Below are 19,323 nucleotides of genomic sequence, written 5' to 3'. Positions count from 1 at the left end.
GTTGCAATGGAGAAATTGGATCGGGGAATACGCATGGACCTGAAAAACCAAAAATACGCTACTGAGTTCTGTCCACAAAGTAATAAAAAATGAAGGTTAATAAGTTCCTTCCAAATCGCATTTGTGATCGGCCGGAAAAGACGAAAATCAGCCGTCTCTCTTGCGTGAAATGTTAAATTTATAAAATATTTTCAAATATATAGCGGATGAGTAACGCAGGATTTCGATGCGCAACAATATTTCTGCACTGCCTTCATACGCGTAAACCACAAGCAAAGGCGCAGCAGTCAGGCATTATGAGCCGGCCGGTATAATTTGCAGCTTCTCACTGCAACCGATTATGGAAGAAAATACTCCGTAAAGACCGGTGCTAAGCAGAAAACAGAGCTGTTTTCCGCTCAATCACAATGAATTGCTCAAATTTTCCCTCAAATCCCTGCACATCAAAGCAATAATCCCTCTCGCAATCGCTGAACGGGTGAGCTAAGGAGACGCCAACCGGTCGGGCAACCGACTCTTTCCCGTGAAGAGCGCCCCGTTCAGGCTCATATAAAGATGGTGACAATCATGCTCTCTTATCAGCGTTATGCAGTTCTCACTTGTGTTGCGCTCCTGACCATTGCCTCTTTTATCGGGGCAGTCTTTTACAGCGAATGGCTCCTTATCATCACTGCGGTCTCAAGCTCACTGCTTGGGCTGGGCGTCTATGATATTTTTCAGTCCAAACACGCAATTCTGCGCAATTACCCGATCATCGGGCATATGCGCTTTATTCTCGAAAGTATCCGTCCGGAACTGCGCCAGTATATTATTGAAGGCGACCGCGATGAGGAACCGTTCAGCCGCGAAATCCGCGGTCTGGTTTATCAGCGCGCCAAAGGCGTTGAGGACAAACGCCCGTTCGGTACGATCGAAAATGTTTATAGTTCCGGCTATGCATGGCTGACCCATTCTGCTGTTCCTATGGTGATTAAAGATACGGATTTCCGTGTCCGTATCGGCGGCTCTGCCTGCAAACAGCCTTATGATGCCAGCCTGTATAATATTTCGGCCATGAGCTTCGGCGCGCTTTCTGCCAATGCCATTCTTGCTTTGAACAAAGGCGCAAAAATTGGTGGTTTTGCCCATGATACCGGCGAAGGCAGTATCAGCCGTTACCACCGCGAAGGCGGCGGCGATCTGATCTATCAGGTTGCATCCGGCTATTTTGGCTGCCGTAATGATGACGGCACATTCTCACCGGAGAAATTTGCCGTTCAGGCTGCTGATCCTCAGGTCAAAATGATTGAGCTGAAAATCAGTCAGGGCGCAAAACCCGGTCATGGCGGTATGCTGCCAGCCAAGAAAATCTCACCGGAGATTGCCGAAGCACGCGGCATTCCGATGGGCAAGGATTGCATCTCACCGCCTGCGCATAATACGTTCTCCACGCCGATCGGCATGATGAAATTTATCGGCCAGTTGCGTGAACTCTCCGGCGGCAAGCCTGTCGGCTTCAAACTGTGTATCGGCCACCGTCGTGAATTCATGTCGATGGTCAAAGCCATGCTGAAAACCGGTATTTATCCTGATTTCATCGTCGTTGACGGGAAAGAAGGCGGCACCGGCGCGGCTCCGCTGGAATTTGCCAATCGCGTTGGTATGCCGATGCTTGAAGGTCTGACCTTTGTGCATAATACGCTGCGTGGTGCCGGTATCCGCCACGAGATCAAAATCGGTGCGGCCGGTAAAATCGTCTCGGCCTTTGATATTGCCCGTACTTTTGCTCTGGGCGCAGACTGGTGTAACTCGGCACGCGGCTTCATGTTTGCTGTCGGCTGTATTCAGGCGCAGTCTTGCCACACCAATACCTGCCCTGTCGGTATTGCCACGCAGGATCCTTTACGTCAGCGTGCGATCGATGTCGGCGATAAAAGCAACCGTGTTGCACGTTTCCACCGCAATACAATGCATGCTCTGGGTGAGCTTGCCGGTGCGGCAGGTCTCAGCGATCCGCGTGACTTCATGCCTTATCATTTCATGTTCCGCCAAAAGGACAATGAATTCCTCGACGGTAATGAGGTCTATCCGTATCTGCCAAACGGCTTTCTGGTCTCCGGCCCTGAAATTGAGGAGCTGTCTGACTGGTACAGCCGTTGGGATCGTGCTTCTGCTGAAACTTTTGCGCCACCGGAAATCCCGCATGGGCCGTTTATGCGCCGCAAAATTGCTGCCTGATATAAAAATCCCGCCAATCTTTTACTTTCCCGCATTGTCCGACGCATCACAGCAGGAAAAGAAATCAGTCCGGCGAACTGATTTCCCTGCGGAGACGCTTCGCACTTTTGCTGGAAATGCTTGAGGCGGGATTTTTATGCCTTCAAACTTCAGGATCACGCATGGTTTCTTTTTGCGTGATGAGACGGGCGCTTTGTAATCCGCTCAGATAAATCCAGAGCCAGCTCCACGCGACTGCAAGTCGTGAACGCGTTCCGATCAGAAAATAGATATGGGCAAGCCCCCATATCCACCACGCCAGAATGCCTTTCAGCTTGAATTTTCCGAATTCGATAACAGCAACTTTTCGGCCGATTGTCGCCAGATTGCCCTGATGGCGATATGTGAATATTTCAGGTGCAGGCGCGCCTTTCAGCATGGCACGAATGCATTTTGCAACAAAGCTACCCTGTTGTTTGGCAGCGGGAGCAATGCCGGGCACGGATTGATCCTCACCCCATTTGACCAAGGCCGTATCACCGATCACAAAAATTGACGGATCATCCGCAAGCCGCAAATCCTTAGTGACAACCACCCTGCCCGCACGATCCGATTCTGCTCCAAGCCACTGCGCCGCAGGCGACGCCTGCACACCGGCCGCCCACACGATTGTACGACAGGCAATCGGCTCCTCACCGATTGTAATACCGCTCTCATCACAGGCTGTAACCGGCACGCCGGTACGAACGGTAACGCCGAGCTTTGTCAGGGCATTGCGGACATAACCGGATAGATCTTCACTGAAGCTCGGCAAAACACGCGCTCCGGCCTCAACCAGCAGAACTTTCGCCTGACGTGTATCAATACGGCGAAACTCACGCGGCAGCGTGTGATGGGCAAGTTCTGCAATCATACCGGCCATTTCAACACCTGTCGGCCCCGCACCGATCACCGCGAATGTCAGTAATGCTTCACGCTTGGCCGGATCCGTCTCCAGTTCCGCCTGTTCAAAAGCCAGCAACATGCGCCTGCGAATTGTCGTTGCATCTTCCAGTGTTTTCAGACCCGGCGCAAAGGCTTCCCATTTATCTTTACCGAAATAGGCGTGGCGTGCACCCGTTGCCAGAACCAGTATGTCATAAGGCAATTCAGCACTGTTGCGCAGGCGCACTGTTTTTTGAATACGGTCAATACCGACAACCTCATCAAGCAGAGTTGTCACTTCCTCGCGGTCACGGAAAAGATGGCGGATCGGCCATGCTATTTCAGATGTTGCAAGCACGGTGGTTGCAACCTGATAGAGCAAAGGCTGGAAAAGATGATGGTTGCGGCGATCCACCAAAGTAATGTCAATATCAGCATTTTTCAGCCCGTGAACGACCTGCAGGCCTGCAAAACCCGCACCAATAACCACAAGCTTCTTTTTCATAACGCATCCCGTTCTGCATGAGATCTGTTCGGCTGAAAACATACCACCTATTTTGCCATTATGCTGCATTAACCGTGCCTAAGGCATAGCTTAATGAGCAGGAAGTTCCTAAAAGCAGGTGAGCAACAAGGATGGATGAAAGCAAACCAATGAATTTGAGCCTTTTTAAAAACCTATGCAAAGACGGTAAATTCAAAGAAGCACTTGCCTTGGCGACAACCGGCTACGAGGACGACAGGCTTGCGCCTACCCGCTTTTCCATGGACAAGAAGACCGGAAACCCGATCTTCTACCGAGGCAACAAGCGCGTAGAACTGAACGCCGATAATGAATGGCAAATCTCAAAGAACCTGAATTTCTGATGAAGCTCTGAGCTTAATCAGAAGGTTTTCATTTGACTGACAGCCAATTGGTTCCTTTTCAGACAAGGCAAAACCCTTGATCGGAATATGGAGAATCAAACAGAGCATCTTTTTCAAGACATTGTTTTATAGAATAAAATATTTTGTGATTTTTTGGTGGAGCCAAGCGGGATCGAACCGCTGACCTCTTGCATGCCATGCAAGCGCTCTCCCAGCTGAGCTATGGCCCCATTCCCGATCATGTTTTTGAAACATGCCGACCTGAGCGTCGGTTCCGGTGGTGCGAAGCAGATTGTGATCTGTTCGTGACGGCTACATAAATTGCCTTTTACGGAAGATCAAGAGCAAAAATCAAACTCTTTCAAAGTTATTCAAATTATTTGCAAATCCTGTAGCAAAACATCTTTTCCGCAGTGCAAAAGCACTAAAAAACAAAATGCCCTGCACTGGTGTCAGTGCAGGGCATTTGCAATTCAGGTTCGGAATGACCGGCGATCAGCTTTCGTCGTCGTCGCCAACACCGCCGCCACCGCCGAGAAGACCGGACATATCATCATCGTCTTCGTCTTCATCATCTGTGGTCAGGAACGGATCATCGTCATCGCCGAGATCCACATCATCGTCATCATCCAGATCAGGAATGTCGTCGCCTTTTGCTTCATCATCCGCATCTTCCAGAGATACGAATTCCGGTGCATCCAGTGCTGTATCCAGTTCTTCGGTTTCTGTCTCTTCTTCTTCCACGCGGGTATCAACGCTGGTTTCGAAATAAGACAGCGGATAGGATTTGCCTGTATAAGGAGAAACAATCGGGTCCTTATTCAGATCATAAAATTTCTTGCCCGTTTCCGGATCGATACGTTTTGTGCCAAGTTCAGATTTTGCCACGTCAAGCCTCATAAGTTGTGCCGGCTGCGGCATCCGCACATCTCCTGAAACAAGAGATAAAACCGGAAAGCCTTTTCGGTGTTTTTTGGTGCATAAACGGATTTCGATGCCTTTGTCAAAGCTAAAGACACATGTTTTGCTGAATCATGCTGCTTTGCGGTATTTCGTGGCGAAAATACGCCGCTTTTTCCGCACAATGCCGCACAGGCTTCCGCCCGCATAAATTCCGCTCAGTTTGCAGGATGACCTGCGGCTAAACCTATGCTAGACCTTTGCCACCTCGATTGACCGCGCTGTCTGAAACGCGCTTAAAGCTTAAAAAACGGCAGCATAAACTGACTGTAATATTATGTCTCACTCTCAAGTTTCCAAACCCGCAACCTCCCGTCGTTCACGCGACCTGAAGGGCGATATCCGTATTCCGGGCGATAAATCGATTTCTCACCGTTCTTTCATGTTCGGCGGCCTTGCATCGGGTGAAACCCGCATTTCCGGCCTGCTGGAAGGCGAAGATATTCTGGCCACCGGCAAAGCCATGCAGGCCATGGGCGCACAAATCCGTAAGGAAGGCGATATCTGGATCATCAACGGCACCGGCAATGGCTGCCTGCTGGAATCAGAAACCCCGCTGGATTTCGGCAATGCCGGTACCGGTGTACGCCTGACCATGGGGCTGGTCGGCACCTATGATATGAAAACTTCATTTCTGGGCGACGCATCCCTCACCTCGCGTCCGATGGCACGTGTGCTCAATCCGCTGCGTGAAATGGGCGTACAGGTTGAAGCCGCTGAAGGCGACCGTCTGCCGCTGACATTACGCGGCCCCCGTACCGCCAATCCGATCCGTTACCGTGTACCAATGGCCTCGGCTCAGGTGAAGTCGGCAGTTCTGCTGGCCGGTCTCAACACGCCGGGCGTGACCACAGTGATCGAACCGGTGATGACCCGTGACCATACGGAAAAGATGCTGCAGGGTTTCGGCGCGGATTTGAGCGTTGAAACTGACAAGGACGGCGTCCGTCATATCCATATCACCGGTCAGGGCAAGCTCACCGGTCAGATCATTGATGTGCCGGGCGATCCGTCCTCAACCGCTTTCCCGCTGGTTGCTGCGCTGATTACCGAAGGTTCGGATATTATCATCCGCAATGTGCTGATGAACCCGACCCGCACCGGCCTGATTACCACTTTGCAGGAAATGGGTGCCCAGATCGACATTCTCGATCCGCGCCTTGCAGGCGGTGAAGATGTGGCTGACCTGCGTGTGCGTTCGTCAAAACTCACCGGCATCACCGTGCCGGTTGAGCGTGCACCGTCAATGATCGACGAATATCCGGTTCTGGCTATTGCCGCCGCGTTTGCGGAAGGTGAAACCATTATGGATGGTCTGGATGAGTTGCGCGTTAAAGAATCAGATCGCCTTGCAGCGGTTGCCCGTGGCCTTGAAGCCAATGGCGTAGACTGCACAGAAGGTGAGATGAGCCTGAGCGTTCGCGGTAATCCGTCCGGCAAGGGTTTTGGCGGCGGCACTGTTGCCACCCATCTCGATCACCGTATTGCCATGAGCTTCCTTGTGCTTGGTCTGGCCTCTCAAAAACCGGTAACGGTTGATGATGCCACAATGATCGCAACCAGCTTCCCTGAATTCATGGATCTGATGCGTGGTTTGGGTGCGGATATCAGCATGGCCGGAGCCAAATAACCGCAATGCAGGATAAAGCTTTTATCATCGCCATTGACGGGCCTGCAGCTTCCGGAAAAGGGACGCTGGCCCGCAATCTTGCCACGCATTACGGTTTTCACCATCTGGATACCGGCCTCACCTATCGTGCAGTTGCTAAAGCCCTGATTGATCAGGGTTTACCGCTCGATGATGAAGCGATTGCTGCGCGCGCTGCACAGGAACTCGATCTCAAAGGGCTGGATCGCACTGTGCTGTCCGCCCATGATATCGGGGAAGCAGCCTCGAAAGTGGCCGTCATGCCGGAAGTGCGTCATGCCCTTGTGGAAGCGCAGCGCAAATTCGCAGAAAACCTGCCCGGCACTGTGCTGGACGGCCGTGATATCGGCACCGTTGTCTGCCCTGATGCGCCGGTAAAACTCTATATCACCGCTTCAGCGGAAGTGCGTGCAGAGCGCCGTTTTAATGAAATGCGTGCAAAAAACGCGGATGCGGATTATAATGAAGTTCTGGACGATCTGAAGCGCCGTGATGAGCGCGACATGAACCGCTCTGCTTCGCCTTTAAAACCTGCAAGCGATGCGCACTTGATCGATACCAGTAAAATGGATATAGAAGCGGCATTTCTAGAAGCTAAAAAGCTGATAGATGCTGCATTGCGCGCCTGACATTGGTCTGAATTTCAGAAAAATTGTCGAATTGTGCGTCTTTTATATAAAAATTGTCTGTTTTCAGGCCATGCGCCGGATTGTTCTTTTTAAGAACGGCTTGTCTTCAGACTTTCTCGAAACACCAACCCCCGGCGCCGTATCCCGTGAATTTCACGGATACATCAGGAGTCTACATGTCAGATTTTAACCCGACACGCGAAGATTTTGAAGCTCTGCTGGCTGAGTCCTTCGCCAATAATGACCTTGCAGAAGGTTATGTTGTTAAGGGCCGTATTGTTGCCATCGAAAAAGACATGGCAATCATCGATGCAGGTCTCAAAGTTGAAGGCCGCGTGCCGCTGAAGGAATTCGGCGCTAAGGGCAAAGACGGCTCGATGAAGCCGGGCGACGAAGTAGAAGTTTACGTTGAGCGTATCGAAAACGCGCTTGGCGAAGCTGTTCTGTCGCGCGAAAAAGCTCGCCGCGAAGAAAGCTGGGTTCGCCTCGAAGAGAAATTCGGCAAAGGTGAGCGCGTTGATGGCGTTATCTTCAATCAGGTTAAGGGTGGTTTCACCGTTGATCTCGATGGTGCCGTTGCGTTCCTGCCACGTTCACAGGTTGACATTCGTCCGATCCGCGACGTGACCCCTCTGATGCACAACCCGCAGCCGTTTGAAATCCTGAAAATGGACAAGCGTCGCGGCAACATCGTTGTGTCCCGTCGTACCGTTCTGGAAGAATCTCGTGCGGAACAGCGTTCTGAAATCGTTCAGAACCTTGAAGAAGGTCAGGTTGTTGACGGCGTTGTTAAGAACATCACCGATTACGGTGCGTTCGTTGACCTCGGCGGCATCGACGGCCTGCTGCACGTTACCGACATGGCATGGCGCCGTGTAAACCATCCTTCCGAAATCCTGACCATCGGTCAGCAGGTTAAGGTTCAGATCATCCGCATCAACCAGGATACACATCGTATTTCCCTGGGCATGAAGCAGCTGGAAAATGATCCTTGGGATGGCATCGGTGCGAAATATCCGATCGGCAAAAAGATCACCGGTAACGTAACCAACATCACCGATTACGGTGCATTTGTTGAAATCGAACCAGGTATCGAAGGTCTGATCCACGTTTCTGAAATGTCCTGGACAAAGAAGAACGTACACCCAGGCAAAATCCTGTCAACCTCTCAGGAAGTCGAAGTTGTTGTGCTCGAAGTGGATCCGGTCAAGCGCCGTATTTCGCTCGGTCTCAAGCAGACCCTCGACAACCCATGGACAACCTTTGCTCAGAAATACCCAGCCAACAGCGTTGTTGAAGGTGAAGTCAAGAACAAGACCGAATTCGGCCTGTTCATTGGTCTCGACGGCGATGTAGACGGCATGGTTCACCTGTCGGATCTCGACTGGAACCGTCCGGGCGAACAGGTTATCGAAGAGTTCAACAAAGGTGACGTTGTTAAGGCAGTCGTTCTCGATGTAGACATCGAAAAAGAACGTATCTCCCTCGGCATCAAGCAGCTGACCGGCGACAGCGTTGGTGAAGCAGCTTCTTCCGGCGACCTGCGCAAAAACGCAGTTGTTTCCTGTGAAGTAACCGGCATCACCGATGGCGGCATCGAAGTTAAACTGGTTGACCACGACATCGAAAGCTTCATCAAGCGTTCGGATCTGTCTCGTGACCGTGACGAGCAGCGCCCAGAGCGTTTCTCCGTTGGCCAGAAAGTTGACGCACGCGTTATCTCCTTCGACAAGAAAACCCGCAAGCTGCAGGTTTCCATCAAGGCTCTCGAAATTGCTGAAGAAAAAGAAGCAGTTGCTCAGTACGGTTCCGCAGACAGCGGCGCATCGCTCGGCGACATTCTTGCAGCAGCAATGAAGAAGTCCGAAAACAACTAATATGGATTAAGCAGAACTTGTCCTTGTGATCTGAGTTCTGCTCCATTCCAGAGTTGAAAATCCCCCGCCGGAGCAATCCGGCGGGGGATTTTTTATTACAACAATACAAATACAAAACAGCAATATCAAAATAACAACAAATGAAAATCATTTTATACTTTAAATAAACAATTTCACACGCGTTTTAAATTGAGTTAATATACTTATTGTACTGCAGTATTTTTATATTTTATACATTGACTTTTAAAAATAAATTTCAACGAAAGGAAACACCATGGCAAAAGGGACATTTTTAAACGTCTTGCCATATGTCTTCGAAGAAGAGGGAGGATATGTTAATCATCCGGCAGATCCGGGTGGCCACACCAATATGGGGATCACTCTGGCTACCTTATCCGCATGGATGGGAACAAAGGCATCTGCTGCCGATATCCGCAACCTCAGTCAGAAGACAGCAGCCGACATTTATAAGAAAAATTATTGGGATAAAATCGCCGGCGATGTGCTGCCCGCCGGCATTGACTATGCAGTATTTGATTTTGCCATCAATTCCGGCCCTGCCCGTGCAGCAAAAGCTCTGCAGAAAATTGCCGGAACCTCTCAGGACGGGATTATCGGAGATCAGACACTCAGCGCACTCAATCTTCGCGACCCTGCCTCTGTCATCAATAATCTCTGTGACCTGCGGCAGAACTGGCTGCAAACACTCTCTGCCTTCAAAACTTTTGGCAAAGGCTGGACAGCCCGCGTCAAACGCGTACGCAACCGTTCCCTTGCTCTGGCCAATGAGGCTTCCGGCCAGCCTAAAAAAACAAAACCAAATCAGCCACGGGAAACAAAAATTTCAATCCCGCCAATCCTCAAGAAACCAGAAACGCTGGCACCGCTCAGCGGTGTACTCACCGGCATCACCGCTATGGCCTCCGGCAATGGCCCCGTTCAGATTGCTGTCGCGGTTATTCTGGTTGTTCTGACCATTGCTGTTCTGTGGCATTTCCTCAGTCGCAGAAAGAACTGAAAAGTGGGAACCGGTTTCGGAGAAGATATGCGAGAGAAGAAATAGAGCATTTCCAATGATTCAAGATAAACCGGAAATGCTCTGTTGCCCGCCCGTTTAAAAGCGGGCGGGCAATATGCGTTTAAGAATTTGATGCAAAAATCAGGCCACGCCCAGCAGAGCAATCAGTGATAGGCTGATTGCTCCCAAAGCCAGCAGGGAGAAGACAGCGGTCAGTGTGACGCGACCACCGGCCTTCATCACCGTACGCACATCCACACCAAGTCCGAGACCAGCCATTGCAATCACTGTCAGGGCTGTACTTGCCTCATGCAGCGGAGGCAGCACCGCTTGCGGGATCAGAGACAGGCTGCGCAGCGCCATCATTCCCAGAAAGCCGATAATAAACCATGGCACCATCTGCGACAGCTTCGGGCGGGCACCACCTGACTTTGCACCGATTACACCGATTGCCACAATAACCGGCCCCAGCATCAGCACACGCACCAGCTTGACCAATGTACCGATCTGCACACTCAATGCGGCCACAGGGGCTGTTGCGGCCAAGACCTGCGGCACCGCATAGACTGTCAGGCCTGCCAGAATACCATATTGCGCGGCAGACATATTCAGCAGCGGCACCAGCAAAGGCAGACACAAAACAACGACAACACCCAGCACAGCTGTAAAGGCAATCGACGAGGCCACATCATCACTATTTGCACCGATCACCGGCGCTGTGGCGGCGATTGCCGAGTTACCGCAGATAGAATTACCGCAAGCCACCAGCACAGCCATACGATGCGACAGGCGCATCATCCGGCCGATTGAATAGCTGATACCAATCGACAGCATCACAACACCGGCAATCCCGCCAATCAAAGCTGGCCCTGCCTGCATCACCGCTTCCGCACTGATGGATGCGCCGAGCAACACAATCGCAATTTCCAGAACCATCTTGGATGAGAACTGGATGCCTGCATGATACCGGCCGGAAAGGCTGAACAGTGAACGCACTGCGGCGCCTATCAGAATAGCCAGCACGATTGATTCCAGCCATGCCCGCCCGAAATAGTGCGCCTCGATATATTCCAGAGCATAGGCTGCGATACTGACCAGAAGGCAGAGCATAAATCCGGGTAAAATGCGGGAGAAATTAGAACGAAGCTTGTGTGGCATGACTGCTATTCCGATAATTTTTCCAATTCTATCGCTTATTTCAACCATTCATTCCATTTGAAAATATGGTATATTTCATTCAGTAAAATCGAATGATTGAGCGCCATGACTCTTGAACAATTACGGATATTTGCGGAAGTCGCCCGTCAGCAGCACCTGACCCGAGCGGCCGAAAGCCTGCATCTGACACCATCAGCGGTCAGCGCTGCAATTAAAACGCTGGAAGAACGCTATGCGACACAACTCTTCAACCGTATCGGCAGACGTATTGAGCTGAATGAAACGGGGCGTATTTTTCTGCATGAGGCCGAGGCCGTGCTTGCCCGTGCGCAGGCTGCCGAATTGACACTAACCGAAATTACCGGCCTGCAGCGTGGCAGCCTGCATATTTATGCCAGCCAGACTACGGCCAGCTACTGGCTGCCGCCACTGCTGGCACGGTTTCATACCGCCTATCCGCAGATTGAACTGAAGCTCTCCATCGGCAATAGCGAGCAGGTGGTTGAAGCTTTACGGGAGGGACTGGCAGATGCGGGATTTATTGAAGGTGAAACGGACGACCCGTTTCTGCATAAAGAATCGGTGGCAACAGATCAGCTGATTACCGTTGTTCGCTCGCAGCATCCGTGGGCGAAGCGTACGGCACTACCAACCACATTCTTACCGGAGAGTTTCTGGATTTTGCGTGAGCAAGGCTCCGGCACGCGTGCGGCCTTTGAAGCCTATTTACGCGATCAGGCTTTTGATCCCGCACACCTGCCGCTCGCACTGGAGCTGCCGTCAAATGAGGCCATATGCTCGGCTCTGATCGCGGGGGATTATGCCACTGTGCTTTCCGCGCTCGCAGCGCGTCCGCATCTCGCGGCAGGCACATTGAAACAGGTGCCGTTTACATTGCCGCCACGGCAATTCTGGCTTCTCAACCACCGCAAGCGCTACCAGAGCCACGCCTTTAAAGCGCTTTATGCGATGGTCAAAGAAACCAGATAACAATCAGCGAATGGCTTTAACCAGCGCCTTATCTGGAAAACAGGTAGCAGGCTGACCATTTTTCTCCTGCCAGATACCGATGGAGCGACGGGTTTTAAATCCGGCCAGTCCATCCGGCTTGCCGACATCATAGCCCTGCTTTTGCAGTCGCTTCTGCATGGTAGCGACATCGGAGCGATAAAGACCACCGACATCGCCCCAGCCTTGCTGAAAACCACCGGCACCATAGCTCATCCGGTCAGAGACATGGCCGATGAACAGCGCATAGAGATCGCTCATATTATAGTTTTTCAGCACGTAGAAATTCGGCGTGACAATAAATGCAGGCCCGTGACGACCGGCAGGCATCAGCAGAAAACCTTCCTGTCCCATCTCCTGCGCAGGGAAAGCTTTGCCATTAACGCGGGTGATACCAAGTCCCGTCCAGTCTTTGAAGCTCTTACCCTGATCCGGCCCCTCCAGTGAGCAGGAGACATTTTGCGGTACATTGACCTCAAAGCCCCAGTCGCGACCTTTCTGCCAGCCGAAATGCTGCAAATAGGCAGCAATAGAAGCCAGTGTGTCCGGCACGGAATTCCAGATATCCCGACGTCCGTCCCCGTCATAGTCGACGGCATGTTTCAAATAGGAAGTCGGCATGAATTGCGGCTGACCAAGCGCACCAGCCCAAGAGCTTTTCAGATGGGCGCTGTCCATATAGCCCTTCTGCACAATTTCTAACGCGGCAAGCAATTCTGCGCGGAACATATCCTTACGCGTTGCCATAAAGGCTTTGGTCGCCAGCACTTCAAAACCGTTATAAGGGATCTTCACCGTGCCGAAAGCGGATTCACGTCCCCAGACAGCAACAACAATACCGGCAGGCACACCGAAGTCGCGTTCGATTTTCGTCAGCAGGCTCTTATGGGCATTGAGCTTCACCTTGCCATTGCTGACAACGGAATCAACTGTGCCTTTGCGGAAATAATTGGCAGGTGAACCAAACTCAGACTGTGTTTGCTGTTTTGGTGTTTGCGGCTTGGTGCCGGGCGGCACCAGATCGGGCAGTTTCCAGTTTAACTGCACGCCGGATAAAGACTGATTGAACACGCTGCGGCTGATGCCGCGCTGTTGCGCCTGCGGCCACAGATCATTCTCCAGCCATTGCTGAAAGGCGGCATTGGTTTTGGATTGGAGTGCAGCAGAATAAGTCTGCGCCTGCGCTGCCGGTACGCTGAGAGGCACTACCGCACCAGACAAGCTGAGCGCCACCAGAGCCTGACGGAGGAAAGTCTTCTGCATGGCTGCTCCTCTTATACAAAATCCACCTGAAACTTGGATAAAAAATCGGTTGGTCAGGTTTTATAATGTTGTTCTGGCGCGCAAAGCTGCAGCCAGTGTCCCCTCGTCCAGATAATCTAGTTCACCACCAACCGGCACACCATGCGCAAGACGGGTGATCTTCACATCCATGCCATCGAGCTGATCAGTAATATAATGCGCTGTGGTCTGCCCTTCGACCGTGGCATTGACCGCGAGAATAATCTCTTTGATCTCGCCGCCCGTCACGCGCTCAATCAGGCCTTTAATGTTGAGATCATCCGGCCCCACACCATCCAGTGGTGACAAACGGCCGCCCAGCACATGATAGCGCACATTCATGGTGCCAGCGCGTTCCAGCGCCCAGAGGTCGGACACGTCTTCAACAACGATCAGCGTGGAGGGATCACGGCGCGGATCTTCACAGACCGTGCACGGATCACTGGTATCCACATTTCCGCAACAGGAACAGATACGTACCTTTTCTGCAGCTTCCTGCATGGCAGAGCCAAGCGGCACCAGCAATGCATCTTTTTTCTTAATCAGATGCAGCGCGGCACGGCGTGCAGAACGGGGCCCGAGCCCCGGCACACGGGCAAGAAGCTGGATCAGACGTTCAATTTCAGGACCGGCGATTCGTTTTGACATAGTGAAGACTTAAAACATTTAACGCCCGAATAGAATCGGGCGTTAATTTATAATCACATGATGTATGGATAATCTGTCGCCTTAAAACGGCAGTTTCATGCCCGGAGGGATTGGCAGACCGGCGGTCAGCGCCTGTGTCTTTTCAGCCATCATCGCTTCCAGCTTGGCTTTGGCATCATTATGCGCAGCGATAATCAGGTCTTCCAGAATTTCGCCTTCGCCTTCTTTGAGCAGCGACGGATCAATTTTCAGGCTGGTCAATGTACCCTTGCCAAGCAGGGTCAGACTGACCAGACCACCGCCGGAAGTGGCGCTGACTTCCATCTGCGCGATTTCTTCCTGCATAGCCTGCATTTTGGCCTGCATTTCTTTTGCTTTGCTCAGCATCCCCATCATGTCACGCATGTGGCAGAACTCCTCGAATTACTCTTTTTCAATAAATGGTTCACAGCTTTGGTCGTTTCAACCGCAGCTAATATTAATCGTCATCATCCAAATCGCCGCTATCCACACCCGGATCCGGCATTTGCATTTCCAGCTCAGTGTCGTCATCCGGCGTGGTGATACGCACGTCGATAATTTTGGCACCTGGAAATTTCGCAAGAATCGCCGCCACATCCGGATCAGCGCGGGCATCTGTCACCAGTTCTTCGCGCCGTGCGGTTTCCACTTCAGCAACCGTCTGGCCGCCGCCGTCACGGGCAACCGAGACCATCCAGCGCTCGCCCGTCCAGTCCAGCAAGCGCTGCGCCATATCCGTGGCCAGTGTTTTCGGCGCATGTTCGGTCAGCGCAATTTCCATACGGTTCTGACCGATGGAAACCAGACGTACAAAATTCTTGACCAACACTTTGAACTGCAGATCACGCTTATTGCCTGCCAGATTGACGATGTCATTCAGGTCGCGGATGCGCACTGCCTGCGGAGCAGGCTCTGCTTTAGTCTGAATAGCTTGCGGCTGCATCACCGGCTGTGCAGTTGGCTCTGCCAATCGAAGAGCGGCGCCACCATTATTTTGACGCTGTACCATCTGACCGGAAACCGCATCAGCGGCTGCGTAGGCTGTTGTACCACCACCGGAGCCATTCCCACCGCCGCCTTGCGGAGCAGATGGCGCAGAACTACCGCCAACCTGACCATTGGCAATGGCTTTCAGCGCCTCGTCCAGTGTCGGCAAATCGGCAGAATGCGCCAAACGGATCAGCAACATTTCTGCCGCCTGCACCGGACGTGATGAGGTTTCCACCTCATGAATACCTTTGAGCAACATCTGCCAGCAGCGCGACAGCGCGCGGATCGACAATGTTTTGGCAAATTCAGCACCACGCACGCGCTCATCTTCCGACAGCGACATATCCTGCGCGACTTCCGGTGTGAAACGCAGACGCGTGACCAGATGGTTGAAATCCGCAAGATCGCTCAGCACAACGGAAGGATCAGCACCCACATCATATTGCGCGCGGAATTCTTTCAAAACGCCTGCCACATCACCGCGCATCAGCATTTCAAACAGGTCGATAATGCGCGCACGGTCGGCAAGGCCGAGCATTTCACGCACCGTCTGACTGTCGACTGTGCCGTTGCCATGGGCAATCGCCTGATCGAGAATCGACAGGCTGTCGCGTGCAGAACCCTCTCCGGCACGGGCAATCATCGCCAGTGCTGTGTCGTCAGCCTGCACATTTTCAAGGCCGGTAATCTTGCGCAACAGGCTGGTCAATGTGCCGGATTCAATGCGGCGCAGATCAAAACGCTGACAGCGCGACAGAACGGTAATCGGTACTTTGCGGATTTCTGTGGTCGCGAAAATAAACTTCACATGCGGCGGCGGCTCTTCCAATGTCTTCAGCAGGCCGTTGAAGGCCTGATTGGAGAGCATATGCACCTCATCGATGATATAGACTTTGTAACGGGCAGAAACCGGACGGTAACGCACCTGTTCAATAATCTCACGAATATCATCAATACCGGTATGTGAGGCAGCATCCATCTCGATCACATCGACATGGCGGCCTTCCATAATCGCCTGACAATGCTCACCCAATTCGGTCAGATGCACACTCGGCTGATCAATCGTATCGGTTTTATAATTCAGGCCGCGCGCCAGAATACGCGCCGTTGTGGTCTTACCCACCCCGCGCACACCGGTCAGCATCCATGCCTGAGCAATACGTCCTGCTTCAAAAGCATTGGTCAGGGTGCGCACCATCGGCTCCTGACCATAAAGATCGTCAAAATTCTGCGGGCGGTATTTACGGGCGAGAACGCGATAGGCGTTGTCTGCCGGTTTATTATCCATGGATTTCGCGCGCTCCTTCAGATCCCGTTTTTAAAGCATTTCCAGCAAAAGTGGGAACCGGTTTTGCTTGAGGCAAATGCGTAAAACAATAATTAGAGCGGTTCCAACAGTTCATCACAACTGGAACTGCTCTAAGCTTCACTGCTGTAGCACAGATCGTCAGCCGATTGAAAACAGAAAGCGGTCTCTCGGAAAACTTAGCTTTTCCGTGCACAACAATCTGATTTTCAGGGGAGAAAAAGGTGGGAGGCTGGCACGATGACCCGTGCCGAGCTCGTTAGGGCTGCTTCCTTCCGGACCTGACCCGGTTGGCGAGTGGTACGTCCACCACCAACCTCCCGCGCTTCATATCGGAAATTTGAACACAAAATGCAAGGCTCAAATAGGTCGAGATAAAAAAATATAGATTATTTTCATGCATTTTATGTTTGAATAGTTCCAGACTAACCGCAAAAACTGCCGGACAAGAACAATATCCCTCACAAAGGCACCGCATCATGCCAGATTTCGCCCTCGACCAACGTCTGCAAAATGACAGCTTTCCTATCGGCCCGCTTGGCCTGTGCCAGCTTTTACTGATGAATGACAAGCGTTGGCCATGGCTGATCCTTGTGCCGCAACGCGCGGATATGTCTGAGATTCACGAGCTGACCCCGCTCGACCAGACCATGCTCAGCTTTGAGACTTCTATGGTTGCCGAAGCCATGAAAACAGCGACCGGCTGCGAGAAAATCAACAGTGGTGCGCTCGGCAATATTGTCCGCCAGCTGCATATTCACATTGTTGCACGCAACAGCGGTGATGCAGCATGGCCGGGTCCGGTCTGGGGCCATGGCACGCGCGAACCTTATACGGACGAAGAAGCAAGCAAGCTGATCAGCGATTTGCGCGACCGTCTTTCTGCCTGATTTTGGCTGCCTGAGTTCATCACATGACAGATAACAGCCATGGTCTTGGCTTTGCCGGCAGGACACTTGACCCGCAGGCCGAGAAACGGGACGAAACAAGTTTAGCCAAAGCATTGGCTGATCCGGATGCGCAATTTCTGCTTTTTGCCGGCAATAAGATTATTTTGAAGCAGGACGCACCGGAACAGCGTGCCTTGTTCAGCCATGCGGAGCGACGCGCCCTGCAAAATGGTGCGGATTTATCTGCCGGTGACAATCTGATTTTGCTGGGTGAAGCAGAGGGCATTGCCTATTTTGCACTCGACACCGGACTGGACGCTGAGGCACTTCCTGCGCCTTATGAAGCTTCGGAATATCGCGCACTCTATACGCATCATCTTTTGCCACCTGCCCTGAGCGGTATGGTTGCGCAAGGGGCTGCGCTTCTTGCATGGCATAAAACCCATCGCTTTTGCGGGCGTTGCGGCAACCGGACAGAAATGCGGATCGGCGGTTTCAAACGGGTGTGCACTTCCTGCAATGCCGAGCATTTTCCACGCACTGATCCAGTGGTGATTATGCTGGTCACCCGCAAAACCGACAATGGCGACACGTGTCTGCTTGCGCGAAGCCCGCATTTTGCTCCGCTGACCTATTCCTGCCTTGCCGGTTTTGTGGAACCGGGTGAGACGATTGAAAATGCTGTCCGGCGTGAAGTGCGCGAAGAATCAGGCCTGCCCGTCGGACAGGTCACTTATCATGCCAGCCAGCCATGGCCGTTTCCCTATTCCCTGATGATCGGCTGTTTTGCGCAAGGCTTGTCCGATCAGATCACGCTCGACTATGAGGAGCTGGAAGACGGACGCTGGTTTACCCGCGATGAGGCAAGAGCAATGCTGGATAATGTCCATGCTCAAGGCTTACGCACACCACCTGCCGGTGCCATCGCCAGCGCCCTGATCCGTCATTGGGTAGAGTGTTCAGACAAATAAAAAAGCGCCGGATCACTCCGGCGCTTTTTTCAAACTGTTTTACTTTCCGTTATTCAGCTGCAAGCAGTTGCTTGCGGTTTTCACTGCCCGGATAAACACCGACAATACGCACTTCCTTAGTGAAGAAAGCCAGTTCTTCCAGTGCCAGCTGCACGGAACGATCATCCGGATGGCCTTCAATATCCGCATAGAACTGTGTTGCCATGAAAGTACCGCCAATCTGGTAGCTTTCCAGCTTGGTCATGTTGATGCCATTGGTCGCAAAACCACCCATCGCCTTATAAAGCGCCGCAGGAACGTTGCGTACGCGGAATACAAAAGTTGTCACCATCAGCTCGTCCGGTGACTTGCGCGGTGCCCATTGCTCTTGTTTGGACAGCACAACAAAGCGCGTAATATTATTTTCCGCGTCTTCGACATTATGCTGCAAAATTTCCAGCCCATAGAGTTCTGCGGCCAGCAATGGTGCCAGAGCCGCTTTGCTCTTATCGCCCAGATCCGCCACCTGACGGGCAGCGCCTGCGGTATCACCGGCAATCACCGGTTTCCAGCCATTGCCGCGAATGATTTTACGGCATTGTCCCAGCGCATGAATATGGCTGTGAACGCTTTTGATATCTTCCATTTTGGTGCCCGGCAGCACCATCAGCTGAAAATGGATCGGCAGGAAATATTCGCCGATAATATGCAGACGTGATTCCGGCAAAAGATGATGAATATCCGCAACACGTCCGGCCAGCGTATTCTCAATCGGAATCATCGCCAGATCGGCTTCGCCATTTTCAACGGCATTAAATGCATCTTCAAAAGTCGCACATGGCAGCGGCTCCATCGTCGGAAACATATTGCGGCAGGCCGTATCGGAATTTGCTCCCGGTTCACCCTGAAACGATATTTTATTGGTCTTCGCTGCCATTTTGGTGCCTTTGAC

17 protein-coding genes, 1 tRNA gene and 1 other RNA gene are annotated in these 19,323 nt (G+C 52.1%); 9 read left to right on the top strand and 10 right to left on the bottom strand.

The genetic code is table 11. The features are described 5' to 3' along the window. Positions 1-555: 555 nt before the first annotated feature. Positions 556-2,217: an FMN-binding glutamate synthase family protein gene (locus BKD14_RS01575; RefSeq protein WP_022710238.1), complete on the top strand. Its 1,662-nt coding sequence runs from the start codon at positions 556-558 to the stop codon at positions 2,215-2,217. Between the two features lie 142 nt (positions 2,218-2,359). Here the strand turns inward: BKD14_RS01575 and BKD14_RS01570 are convergent, their stop codons facing one another. Beyond that, a complete protein-coding gene (locus tag BKD14_RS01570) occupies positions 2,360-3,625 on the bottom strand; it encodes an NAD(P)/FAD-dependent oxidoreductase (RefSeq protein ID WP_075654019.1) in 1,266 nt (421 codons plus the stop codon). Positions 3,626-3,774: 149 nt separating this feature from the next. On the opposite strand from BKD14_RS01570, the gene BKD14_RS01565 reads away from it, so the two are divergent. Further along, complete coding sequence (locus BKD14_RS01565; RefSeq protein ID WP_028233464.1) at positions 3,775-3,987, top strand: hypothetical protein; 213 nt, start codon at positions 3,775-3,777, stop codon at positions 3,985-3,987. 154 nt (positions 3,988-4,141) lie between these two features. Here the strand turns inward: BKD14_RS01565 and BKD14_RS01560 are convergent. Both BKD14_RS01560 and BKD14_RS01555 read right to left on the bottom strand, forming a co-directional pair. Continuing rightward, a tRNA-Ala gene (locus BKD14_RS01560) sits at positions 4,142-4,217 on the bottom strand. Positions 4,218-4,482: 265 nt separating this feature from the next. Next, positions 4,483-4,875, bottom strand: a complete 393-nt coding sequence (locus BKD14_RS01555; RefSeq protein ID WP_028233465.1) for a TIGR02300 family protein — start codon at positions 4,873-4,875, stop codon at positions 4,483-4,485. 349 nt (positions 4,876-5,224) lie between these two features. Here BKD14_RS01555 and aroA point away from each other — a divergent pair, with 349 nt between their 5' ends. The 4 genes from aroA (at position 5,225) to BKD14_RS01535 (ending at position 10,119) form a co-directional block, all read left to right on the top strand. Continuing rightward, a complete protein-coding gene (aroA, locus tag BKD14_RS01550) occupies positions 5,225-6,577 on the top strand; it encodes a 3-phosphoshikimate 1-carboxyvinyltransferase (protein WP_022710242.1) in 1,353 nt (450 codons plus the stop codon). Between the two features lie 5 nt (positions 6,578-6,582). Then, on the top strand, positions 6,583-7,224 hold the full coding sequence (cmk, locus tag BKD14_RS01545; RefSeq protein WP_022710243.1) for a (d)CMP kinase: 642 nt from the start codon (positions 6,583-6,585) through the stop codon (positions 7,222-7,224). 176 nt (positions 7,225-7,400) lie between these two features. Next, a complete protein-coding gene (gene rpsA, locus BKD14_RS01540) occupies positions 7,401-9,101 on the top strand; it encodes a 30S ribosomal protein S1 (protein WP_022710244.1) in 1,701 nt (566 codons plus the stop codon). 274 nt (positions 9,102-9,375) lie between these two features. Continuing rightward, a complete protein-coding gene (locus BKD14_RS01535; protein ID WP_075654018.1) occupies positions 9,376-10,119 on the top strand; it encodes a glycoside hydrolase family 108 protein in 744 nt (247 codons plus the stop codon). 141 nt (positions 10,120-10,260) lie between these two features. Here BKD14_RS01535 and BKD14_RS01530 read toward each other — a convergent pair whose 3' ends face one another. After that, entirely contained in the window at positions 10,261-11,277 is a 1,017-nt protein-coding gene (locus BKD14_RS01530; RefSeq protein WP_075654017.1) for a putative sulfate exporter family transporter, read from the bottom strand. 105 nt (positions 11,278-11,382) lie between these two features. Here BKD14_RS01530 and BKD14_RS01525 point away from each other — a divergent pair, with 105 nt between their 5' ends. Continuing rightward, positions 11,383-12,267: a LysR family transcriptional regulator gene (locus tag BKD14_RS01525; protein WP_075654016.1), complete on the top strand. Its 885-nt coding sequence runs from the start codon at positions 11,383-11,385 to the stop codon at positions 12,265-12,267. Between the two features lie 3 nt (positions 12,268-12,270). On the opposite strand, the gene BKD14_RS01520 is transcribed toward BKD14_RS01525, so the two are convergent. The 5 genes from BKD14_RS01520 to ffs form a co-directional block, all read right to left on the bottom strand. Next, a complete protein-coding gene (locus BKD14_RS01520; RefSeq protein WP_075654015.1) occupies positions 12,271-13,548 on the bottom strand; it encodes a lytic murein transglycosylase in 1,278 nt (425 codons plus the stop codon). A gap of 60 nt (positions 13,549-13,608) precedes the next feature. Continuing rightward, positions 13,609-14,214, bottom strand: a complete 606-nt coding sequence (gene recR, locus BKD14_RS01515; protein WP_075654014.1) for a recombination mediator RecR — start codon at positions 14,212-14,214, stop codon at positions 13,609-13,611. A gap of 81 nt (positions 14,215-14,295) precedes the next feature. Next, on the bottom strand, positions 14,296-14,619 hold the full coding sequence (locus tag BKD14_RS01510; RefSeq protein ID WP_022711615.1) for a YbaB/EbfC family nucleoid-associated protein: 324 nt from the start codon (positions 14,617-14,619) through the stop codon (positions 14,296-14,298). Between the two features lie 73 nt (positions 14,620-14,692). After that, positions 14,693-16,534: a DNA polymerase III subunit gamma/tau gene (locus BKD14_RS01505; RefSeq protein WP_280949114.1), complete on the bottom strand. Its 1,842-nt coding sequence runs from the start codon at positions 16,532-16,534 to the stop codon at positions 14,693-14,695. A gap of 221 nt (positions 16,535-16,755) precedes the next feature. Beyond that, positions 16,756-16,852, bottom strand: an RNA gene (ffs, locus tag BKD14_RS01500) — signal recognition particle sRNA small type. Positions 16,853-17,010: 158 nt separating this feature from the next. Here ffs and BKD14_RS01495 point away from each other — a divergent pair. Together BKD14_RS01495 and nudC are read left to right on the top strand one after the other, a co-directional pair. Further along, a complete protein-coding gene (locus tag BKD14_RS01495; protein WP_028233805.1) occupies positions 17,011-17,421 on the top strand; it encodes an HIT family protein in 411 nt (136 codons plus the stop codon). Positions 17,422-17,444: 23 nt separating this feature from the next. Then, positions 17,445-18,392, top strand: a complete 948-nt coding sequence (gene nudC / locus BKD14_RS01490) for an NAD(+) diphosphatase (RefSeq protein WP_075654012.1) — start codon at positions 17,445-17,447, stop codon at positions 18,390-18,392. A 49-nt stretch (positions 18,393-18,441) separates the two neighbouring features. Here nudC and BKD14_RS01485 read toward each other — a convergent pair whose 3' ends face one another. Beyond that, the gene (locus BKD14_RS01485) at positions 18,442-19,308 is read right to left on the bottom strand and encodes a prephenate dehydratase (RefSeq protein ID WP_075654011.1); all 867 of its coding nucleotides are present in this window, start codon (positions 19,306-19,308) and stop codon (positions 18,442-18,444) included. Between the last annotated feature and the right edge of the window lie 15 nt (positions 19,309-19,323).

It is taken from the genome of Pseudochrobactrum sp. B5, from assembly GCF_001939785.1.
Lineage (GTDB): Bacteria > Pseudomonadota > Alphaproteobacteria > Rhizobiales > Rhizobiaceae > Pseudochrobactrum > Pseudochrobactrum saccharolyticum.
The sequence above is the reverse complement of the archived record's forward strand: the minus strand, read 5'-3'. Positions and strand labels throughout refer to the sequence as shown.